At 65.8% G+C, this 9,289-nt stretch carries 7 protein-coding genes; all 7 read left to right on the forward strand.

Annotated elements, in window-relative coordinates; translation table 11 throughout:
- The first annotated feature begins 2 nt into the window (after positions 1-2).
- The 7 genes from PP1Y_RS06095 to PP1Y_RS06125 all read left to right on the forward strand — a co-directional run bounded on the left by PP1Y_RS06095 (position 3) and on the right by PP1Y_RS06125 (position 8,909).
- On the forward strand, positions 3-878 hold the full coding sequence (locus tag PP1Y_RS06095; RefSeq protein WP_148274863.1) for a hypothetical protein: 876 nt from the start codon (positions 3-5) through the stop codon (positions 876-878).
- On the forward strand, positions 875-2,962 hold the full coding sequence (locus PP1Y_RS06100) for a CoA transferase (RefSeq protein ID WP_041558454.1): 2,088 nt from the start codon (positions 875-877) through the stop codon (positions 2,960-2,962). Before PP1Y_RS06095 ends, PP1Y_RS06100 begins: the two co-directional genes overlap by 4 nt.
- Positions 2,959-4,260 (forward strand): 2-hydroxyacyl-CoA dehydratase subunit D, encoded by a 1,302-nt coding sequence (locus PP1Y_RS06105; RefSeq protein WP_013837209.1) that lies wholly within the window; start codon positions 2,959-2,961, stop codon positions 4,258-4,260. The genes PP1Y_RS06100 and PP1Y_RS06105 overlap by 4 nt, the downstream gene beginning before the upstream one ends.
- Positions 4,257-5,297, forward strand: coding sequence for a TRAP transporter substrate-binding protein DctP (dctP, locus tag PP1Y_RS06110; protein WP_013837210.1), 1,041 nt, complete (start codon positions 4,257-4,259; stop codon positions 5,295-5,297). Before PP1Y_RS06105 ends, dctP begins: the two co-directional genes overlap by 4 nt.
- Before the next feature lie 5 nt (positions 5,298-5,302).
- Positions 5,303-6,274 carry a hypothetical protein gene (locus PP1Y_RS06115; RefSeq protein WP_013837211.1) on the forward strand — a complete coding sequence of 324 codons (972 nt, stop codon included), beginning with the start codon at positions 5,303-5,305 and terminating at the stop codon, positions 6,272-6,274.
- Complete coding sequence (locus PP1Y_RS06120; protein ID WP_013837212.1) at positions 6,271-7,425, forward strand: CaiB/BaiF CoA-transferase family protein; 1,155 nt, start codon at positions 6,271-6,273, stop codon at positions 7,423-7,425. The genes PP1Y_RS06115 and PP1Y_RS06120 overlap by 4 nt, the downstream gene beginning before the upstream one ends.
- A gap of 86 nt (positions 7,426-7,511) precedes the next feature.
- Positions 7,512-8,909, forward strand: coding sequence for an aldehyde dehydrogenase (locus tag PP1Y_RS06125; RefSeq protein WP_013837213.1), 1,398 nt, complete (start codon positions 7,512-7,514; stop codon positions 8,907-8,909).
- Positions 8,910-9,289 lie beyond the last annotated feature (380 nt).

Consider the following 9,289-nt stretch of genomic DNA (forward strand, 5'->3'; position numbering starts at 1 on the left):
CCATGATTGCATCCGTCGGGCCGGAATTGCCCCTCGATCTGCTGCAGGCCACGGGCCGCTATGCCGGGCCGCTGGGCTGGAATGTCGATCGCGACATGCCGCTAGCCGCGCAATGGCTGGAATCGAAGTTTCCGAGGTGGTCCTTCTCGATCCTCGAGGACTGGGCCATCGGCGCGCTCGATAGTTATGAGGCGGTTGTCTTCTCGCGCGCGAACGATGCTGCACAGCGCCTGTACTACTACGTCTGCGAACTGCAGCGTCGCGGCGCGATCGGTGGTCCGCGTCCGCTGATCTGCGACGTGGCGCGCATCGCTCGCGGCTCCAGCCTTGACCACGCGGTTTCGGCGATCGGCAAGCTCGCCGACCAGTTGGGTGTCGACGACGCGGCGCTGGAACAGGCCATCGTCGCGGGCAACCGCCACAGGGTGCAAGCGCACGCGCCCGAAGGACGACTGTGCCTCCTGGGGGGAACCGCGCCGCCCGATCGCCGGATCCACGCCATGATCGAAGCGGCGGGCTGGGTTCCGGCGGGGCCGACACTGGCAGATCAGTGGAGCGATGCAGGGCCGGTGGTGGTCGAGAACACGGGTGACCCTCACGCCGCTCTTGGCCAGGCGATGCACGCCCGGCACGGCGGCGGTCGCGGCTTCTTCGCGCGCGGAGAGGCCATCGTCGAGGCCGTGCAGACCAATGGTGCCGAAGCCGTGGTGCTGTGGTTTGCGGAAGAGGACGAAACGGAGATCTGGCACTTGCCCGAGCAGCGCCAGGCGCTGGAGGCTGCCGGTATCCCGCTGCTTTCTCTGACGCGCCGTGACTGGCGCGCGAACGACGGCGTTGATGCGCAGATCGCCGGTTTCCTGGGAGGTTTGGGCGCATGAAGGTGCTGGCAGGTCATCGCGTCGCCGTTCTCGGCGGCATGGCGGAGAGGCCCCTGGCCCGCTTCCTTGCGTCGCTGGGTGCTGAGATCAGCGGTCCGGTTGAAGGCGCATCGTTCGTGATCGACGACTTGGGCCGCGAAGCGCTGGGCGATGTACAGGTGGGCGAAGACGCGGTGCATGTCTCGGTCACACCGTTCGGCTCGGGCGGTCCCCGTTCGCACTGGCGCGGGGGAGAACTGGTCGCTTCGGCGATGGGCGGTGTGCTGCGCGTCACAGGCGAGATGGGACTGGCGCCGGTCAAGGAGGCGCTCGACGCGTGCACCTTCCATGCCGACATGGTTGCGGCATCGGGCGCAATGGCAGCGCATTTTGCGCGGGGCGCGCATGGCAAGGGCCAGCACGTAGACGTGTCGATCCAGCAGGTTGCCTTCAGCCGCAACTTCAACGGCGTGCTGGTATGGCAATTCGATCGCCGCAAGCTGGTTCGCGTCGGCGGCGCGCTGGCCTATGGCAAGGCGACGGTCAAGGCCATCTGGCAGCTGGCCGACGGATGGTGCTTCCATTCGCTGATGACCGGGCGCCTCGGCGCGCCTGCCAACCAGGCCCTGTCCGACTGGATGGACGAGGCCGGCGTGCCCAATCCTCTGGCGGGCACGGACTGGCTCAGCTACAACCGTTCGACGCTTCCGGCGCAAACGCGTGCCTTGTGGGAAGCGGCGATTGCAGCCTTCTTCCTGACCCGCACCAAGGCGGAAATGGCCAGCGAAGGCCACCGTCGCGGGATCAACGCCTGCGTGGTGAACGAGCCTGCCGACGTGCTGGCAGATACCCATCTGGCCGCGCGCGGCTTCTTCGATACCCCCGATGGCTTGCCCGAGCGCTTCGCCGGTTTCCGCGAAGGCCCGGCAGGTGTCCCGGCGCCTGCCGTGCACACCGGCACGCGTCCGGGGCCGCTGTCCGGCGTCAAGGTGCTGGACTTCGCGTGGGCACTAGTCGGATCGATCACCACCAAGACGCTGGGCGATCTTGGCGCCGAGGTCGTGAAGGTCGAAAGCCGTACGCGCCCGGACCTTGCCCGTCTCGACGTGCAGGTTTCCGCCTCGCAGCCCGGCAACTGGGATGACAAGCCCTGGTTCTCGCACCTCAACACCTCAAAGCGCAGCCTGTCGCTGGATATGAAGAACCCGCTGTCGCACGAATTGCTCGATCCGCTGATCGACTGGGCCGATGTGGTGGTCGAGAATTTTTCGCCGGGTACGATGAAGAAGCTGGGGCTGGACTATGATGCGCTGACCGCGCGCAATCCCGGGCTGGTCATGGTGTCGGGCAGCGTGTTCGGTCAAACCGGGCCGATGGCGCAGGAATGGGGCGTGGACGGCACCGGCGGCGCCTTGTCCGGCCGCACTTACCTGACCGGCTACCCCGATCGCGATCCGGTGATCCCGGGCGCGGTGCCCTATGGCGACGTGATCGTGCCATACGTCATGGCCGCCGGGGTGGCCGCCGCCTTGCAGCATCGCCGGGAGACCGGTCGCGGGTGTCATATCGATGCTACGATGTACGAAATCTGCGTGCAGCAGATGCGACCCAGCCTTGCCGCGGCAAAGGCCGGGCAGCGCCCCCAACGCAGCGGCAACGCGGCTGAAGGTGTATACTTCCAGGGCGTGTTCCCCGCTTCGGGTGACGATCGATGGGTGGCCATCAGCGCTTTCTCGCCAACCGACAAGGACGCCTTGGTGGCGATCACCGGCGAGGACATCGCGGCCTGGACCAGCGCGCGAGAGGACCACGCCATCGCGGCCGAATTGCAGGCCGTCGGCATCGCCTGCGGCGTAGTGCAGGACGCCGAGGACATGATCGAGGGCGATCCCCAGCTTGCGGCCCGCGAAGCGCTGGTCATGCTGGAGCATCCGCTGCTCGGCACGTTCGGCCACATCGCCTCGCCCATGCAGTTTTCGCGCGATGGGTTCCGCCCATTCCGCGCGCCCGGCATGGGCGAGCACCACGAAGAGATTGCGCGCCAGATCTGCGGCATCCCCGACGAGCGGATCGCCCAGCTGGCGCAAGCCGGAGTATTCAAATGAGCCAGACCCAAAACCCTGCGCCCTCCGGCCAGCGCATGCGCAAGACGCTGGCGTGCACGGCCGATGCCAACGCCTACCAGAAGCAGTTCGGACTGGAACTGCGCCGCCGCGTGGTGGACGAGGGCGAGCCGTTCGCCATCGTGCAGGCCGACACGCCGCACGAGATTTTCCACGCCATGGACATCCCGATCATCACCAACCAGTGGTGGTCTGCCTATATCTCGGCCAAGCAGCTTTCGGCGCATTATTTCGATGTGATGGCCCAGCACGGCTTTCCCGAAAACAGCTGCAAGTACTGCTCGCTGGGCTTTGCCTGCACGCTGGCCAGTGACCCCAAGACCGCGCCCTGGGGTGGTTTGCCGACACCCACCGTGCTGGTCGCGCGGCTGACCTGCGATTGCATCCAGCACGTGTTCGCGCAGTGGGCCAAGGCCATGGGGACGGAATTCTTCCCGATGGAGGCCCCCGCCTGGGAGCACAAGGAGCCGCGCTGGTTCGAGAAGTCTTCCGATCAATGGGAAACCGTGTTCGATCCCGATCGCATCGCCCTGCACGTGGCCGAGATGCGCGACCTTATCACACTGCTCGAAAGCAAGACCGGGCGCCGGTTCGACGAAGCCAAGTTCCAGCACTTGATGGAACAGATCAACGTGCAGGAAGGCTACATCTGGGAAGCGAACCAGGCCTTGGCCAAGGCGCGCCCCTGTCCGGTCTCGATCGGCGAGCAGATGTCCAACACCATGATCCCGCAGTGGCACCGCGGCTCCGACTGGGCCGTCGCTCATGCTCGCCGCTTCCGTGACGAAGTGCTCGAACGCATCGCGCAGGGCGAGGGCGCCGCACGCAACGAGAAGATCCGCCTCATGTGGATCGGAGCGGGCGTGTGGCACGATCCCGGATTTTACCAGGCACTGGAGGAACGGCTGGGGGCGGTCTTCGTCTGGTCGATGTACATGCCCTTTGCCGGTCCGCAGTACTTCCGCGACATCAAGGGCAAGCCGATGGAGGCTTTGGCCAGCCGCATCTGCTCGATGAACGAAGTGCTGCACCTGCCGCCGTGGATGAACGGCTGGATGGAAAACGAGGCGCAGCGCTGCGGGATCGATGCCGCTCTGGTGCTGCTGCCGCCGGACAATCGTCTGTCGCAGTCGGGCACCAAGCTGACCGGTCTCAGTCTGCAGGAAAGCGGCGTGCCTGTGCTGATGCTCGATGCCGACATGGTCGATGCCAAGAACTGGGATCACGACCGGATGGTGTCGCTGGTGGTGGACTTCCTGAAGGAAAAGGGGCTGGCGTGATCGTCCGCTCCATCCTCCTTGCGCTGACGCTGCTGGTTGCCGGGTGCGCACGCCCGGCGCCGGAGGGCGTGACAGAGCTTTCCTATGCCAGTCCCTATGGCCCCAACCACCCGTTCAGCAAGGCGGACCAGGCCTGGATGGACTGGGTTGCGCGCGTATCCAAGGGCACCTTGCGCATCCGGCCCAACTGGTCAGGCTCGTTGCTGTCTTCGGACATGTCGATGGAGGAACTGCGGCACGGCGTGGCCGACATCGGCCTGATCACGCCGATCTATTCGCGCGGCGGTACGCACCTGACCCGCATCCAGGCCGGATTCTATTCTAGCGCGGAATCGATGCCGTCGCAGCTGGCGCTATTCGATTGCATGCTGGCCAGCAGCCCGCAACTTGCCTCCGAGCTACACGGCCTCAAGGTGCTGGCGGTGCAGGGCGGCCCGTCGCTGGGGATCGTCACGCGAAACCGCGCGCTGCACAGCCTGGATGATATCAAGGGGCTGCGCATTCGTGCGCCGACAGAGCTTCTGACCGTGCTGGGGTCGCTGGGCGCCGACCCGGTCAACATGCCGATGAACGAGGTCTATTCCGCGCTGGCCAAGGGCGTGATCGATGGCGTGGTTGCACCTGCGGACACGTTCCGCTCGCTCCATTTCGCCGAAGTGGCAAGCTATTACAGCACCTTGCGCATTCCGCGCGGGGCCTATCCCTCGCGCGCGATGGGTGAGGCGCAGTGGAATGCCCTGTCGGAGCAGCAGCGGGACATCCTGCAGCGCGGTGTTGCGGTGTGGCAGGATGCGTTGATGCAGGAACTCAAGGTGGCCTGGCAGAAGGGCTATGACGAGGCCGTTCACAGCGGCGTTGCCATCTCGGGCATGAGCGATGCCGACCAGCGCCGCTTCGATGCGCTTTATCTCCAGGATGCAGAGCGCAACGCCAGGGGGCTGGATCGCTTCGGGATCGACGGGCTGGCCGTGTTCCGCACGGCGCGCGCCAGCATCGCGGCAAGAGACCAAGTTCGCTGCAGCAAACAGGGGGAGTAAGCGCAATGAAGGGGATCTTCGCAAGGTCGACGCTGGCCGCCATGGTACTGTGCCTGGCGCATACGGGGACGGCACTGGCCGAAACCGGCGGTGTCGACCGGATCATCGGGGACCCAGCGGGTACGGGGCCGTATCCGGCGATTGCGCAAGTGCGCGCCGATGCGCCCGGCTATACCCTCTACCGGCCCGCACAGTTGCCCGCGCAGCCGCTGCCGCTGGTGCTGTGGGGCAACGGCGGCTGCCGGGACAACGGCCTTTCGGCCAGCCATCTGCTGCGCGAAGTGGCCAGCCATGGCTATGTGATCATAGCCAATGGTTCGGCCCGGCAGGAACGCGATGTGCTGGATGCGGTGCCGGAAAAGAACGGGCCGACACCGCCGCCCGGCGGACGGCCCACGGTGATTGCTCGTTCCACGCCCGATGAGACCAGCGTGACGCATCTGCTTGCCGCGATCGACTGGGCCATGGCGCATAGCGCGCTGCCGGGCGATGCGCTGGCCGGGCACATCGATACCACCCGCGTGGCCGTGATGGGGCACAGTTGTGGCGGTCTGCAGGCCATTGCCGCTGGCGGCGATCCGCGCATTTCCACCGTCGTCGCCTTCAACAGCGGCATCTACGACCGTTCCAACGGGTTCGAGCAGGATGTGCGTCTGGAGAAGACCGATCTTGCCAGACTGCACACCTCCATCGCCTATATTCTGGGCGGGCCGCAGGATGTCGCCTTCCCCAACGGGATGGACGACTTTGACCGTATCGATCGCCTGCCCGTTCTGGCAGCCAGCCTGCCGATCGGGCACGGCGGCACCTTCATGCTGGAGAACGGCGGTATCTGGGCACAGATCGGGACGGCCTGGCTAAATTGGCAGATCAACCGCGATCCGAAGGCCGCACGCTGGTTCGTCGGCCCCGATTGCACCCTTTGTACCGCGCCCGGCTGGACCGTCGAACGCAAGAACTTTCCGGAAGCACAATGAGCAAACCACTCCACGGCATTCGCGTTGCCGATTTCAGCCACATCATGGCCGGCCCCTATGCCACGCACCTCCTGTGCCTGCTGGGCGCCGAGGTAATCAAGATCGAACCCAAGCACGGCGACGGGTTTCGCAACTACGGCGGTGATCGCAGGTATGACGGCATGGCCCCGGCCTTCATCGCGGCCAATGCCGGCAAGAAGTCCATCGCGCTGGACCTGAAAGACCCCGAAGACGCGAAACTTGCGCGTGAAATCGTGGGCCGCTGCGATGTACTGATCGAGAACTTCCGGCCCGGCGTCATGGCGCGTCTAGGCCTCGACTATGAAACGGTGCGCAGTTTCAACCCGGAGATCGTCTACTGCTCCGTCTCGGGTTACGGCCAGGACGGCCCGCAGCGCGATTGGCCGGCGATCGACAACATCGTCCAGGCCACCAGCGGCATGATGCTGCTGAGCGGTAGCGAGGACGACGATCCGATCCGCGTGGGCTTTCCCATCGTCGATACCCTGACGGGCCAATCCGCCGCCATCGCCATTCTTTCCGCCACGGTGCGCCGGATGCGGGGTGAGGGCGGCAGCTATATCGACGTGTCGATGTTCGATGCGGCGCTGGCGTTCATGACATCGGCGCTGACCCCCTTCACGGTCACCGGCAAGTCGATGCCGCGCCTTGGCAACACGGGGTATTCCGGCCTGCCCACGGCGTCGCTGTTCAGCGCGCGCGATGGCCGCGAAGTGTCGCTGGGGGTGGTGCAGCCCAACCAGTTCGCGGCCCTCGCGCGCTTCGTGGGCCGGGAAGACTGGCTTGAAGACGAGCGCTTCGCGACGCCCGACGCACGGCGCGCCAACTTCGATGCGATGAAGGCCCAGCTGTCCGATGTGATCGCAACGCGCGATGCGGCCGATTGGGAATCGGGCATGAGCGCCGCGGGCATTCCCTGCGGGATGGTGCGCAAGGTGGAAGAAGCCGTCAGCCTTGCCGGGCCAGGCGCCATGCTCGAACTCGATGGGCCCGGGCTGCCCTCGCAAGGGCCGGTCTCGATCCCCAACGCGGGCTTTCGCATGCAGCCGGAAGGGCCGGGCACGCAGGCGCCGCCGCCCATTTTGGACGCCGATCGCGCCGCCATTCTGGAGTGGCTGGCGAAAGAGTGACGGCACAGCGGCATGGCATTTGGGGCGTTGTACACGTCAACCAGAATTGCTATTATGTATAGCGAAATCCCTGGGAGAGTTCTCGTATGAAGTTCGAACGCATCAACCCGCTTACCGGCGAGGTGGCCTCCAGCGCCGAGGCCATGACCGCCGGGCAGATGCCCGCCATTGCCGCGCGCGCAGCTGCCGCGCAGCCGGCCTGGGCGGCGCTGGGACCAAACGCGCGCCGCGCGGTGCTGCTCAAGGCCGCCGATGCGCTGGAAGCGCGCAAGGATGCCTTCGTCGACGCCATGATGGGCGAGATCGGCGCGACGGCGGGCTGGGCCATGTTCAACCTCGGCCTGGCCGCGGGCATCGTGCGCGAGGCTGCCGCTCTCACCACCCAGATCGCCGGTGAAGTCATCCCGTCTGACAAGCCGGGCTGCCTTGCCATGGCGATCAAGGAACCGGTGGGCGTGATCCTGGGCATTGCGCCGTGGAATGCGCCGATCATCCTGGGCGTGCGCGCGATTGCCGTGCCGCTGGCGTGCGGCAATGCGGTGATCCTCAAGGCCAGCGAGCAGTGCCCGCGCACGCACGCCCTGATCATCGAGGCGTTCTCCGAGGCCGGCTTCCCCGAGGGCGTGGTCAACGTCGTCACCAACGCTCCGCAGGATGCGGCGGACGTGGTGGGCGCCCTGATCGACGCACCCGAGGTGAAGCGCATCAACTTCACCGGTTCCACCGCCGTTGGCCGCATCATCGCCACGCGTGCCGCCTGGCTGCTCAAGCCCTGCCTGCTAGAACTGGGCGGCAAGGCGCCGTTCGTCGTGCTGGAGGATGCCGACCTTGACGAGGCGGTGAAGGCCGCTGCCTTCGGCGCGTTCATGAACCAAGGGCAGATCTGCATGTCCACCGAACGCATCATCGTGGTGGAAGCCGTGGCCGATGCCTTCGCCGAAAAGTTCGCGGCCAAGGTAGGTTCGATGGCCACCGGCGATCCGCGCGAAGGCAAGACCCCGTTGGGCGCCGTGGTGGATCGCAAGACCGTGAACCACGTCAACGCGCTGATCGAAGACGCGGTTGCGAAGGGCGCCACGTTGCTCAGCGGAGGCACCGCCGACAGCGTGCTGATGCCGGCCACCGTCGTCGACGGCGTGACCGATGCGATGAACCTCTATCGCGACGAGAGCTTCGGCCCGGTCGTCGCGATGATCCGCGCGCGTGACGAAGCCCACGCCATCGAACTGGCCAACGATACCGAATATGGCCTGTCGGCAGCGGTCTTTACCCGCGATACGGCGCGCGGTCTGGGCGCTGCCCGCCAGATCAAGTCGGGCATCTGCCACGTCAACGGCCCGACGGTCCATGACGAGGCGCAAATGCCGTTCGGCGGCGTGGGCGCATCCGGCTATGGCCGCTTCGGTGGCCGCCAAGGCATTGACAGCTTTACCGATACCCGCTGGATTACGGTGGAGACGCAGGCCGGACATTATCCGATCTGATAGTCTTGGCGGTATAGAGGGACAGGAAAAGGTCACGTCGAGCATGAAAGCCGCTTGCAGTCTGGCCTTGGCCGTTCTGGCCCTCAATGCAACGGCCCTGTCGGCGGCGGCCTCCGACGCCGCAGGGCCTGCTGCCGCCAGGCCGGAACTGGACTTTGCCTTTTCCGCCGAAGTTGAGGTCGGGCCGGCGGTGGAAGTCGGCGATGCCGCAGATGGCCGCAGGCGGTGGTTCTGTCGCAAACTTTGGCGTGATGTGAGATAGTTGGCGCAGTTTCGGCATTCGGGGAAGAGATTGTTGTTCAAGGGTCGCCATTTCGAGGGCTCGCTGATCATGCTGTGCGTACGCTGGTACCTGGCCTACGGGTTGAGCCTGCGGGATC

The sequence above is a fragment of the Novosphingobium sp. PP1Y genome (assembly GCF_000253255.1).
GTDB lineage: Bacteria > Pseudomonadota > Alphaproteobacteria > Sphingomonadales > Sphingomonadaceae > Novosphingobium.

Coding starts and splice junctions, on each gene's coding strand:
- PP1Y_RS06095 (WP_148274863.1), top strand. CDS start 3: ATGATTGCATCCGTCGGGCCGGAATTGCCCCTCGATCTGCTGCAGGCC.
- PP1Y_RS06100 (WP_041558454.1), top strand. CDS start 875: ATGAAGGTGCTGGCAGGTCATCGCGTCGCCGTTCTCGGCGGCATGGCG.
- PP1Y_RS06105 (WP_013837209.1), top strand. CDS start 2,959: ATGAGCCAGACCCAAAACCCTGCGCCCTCCGGCCAGCGCATGCGCAAG.
- PP1Y_RS06115 (WP_013837211.1), top strand. CDS start 5,303: ATGAAGGGGATCTTCGCAAGGTCGACGCTGGCCGCCATGGTACTGTGC.
- PP1Y_RS06120 (WP_013837212.1), top strand. CDS start 6,271: ATGAGCAAACCACTCCACGGCATTCGCGTTGCCGATTTCAGCCACATC.
- PP1Y_RS06125 (WP_013837213.1), top strand. CDS start 7,512: ATGAAGTTCGAACGCATCAACCCGCTTACCGGCGAGGTGGCCTCCAGC.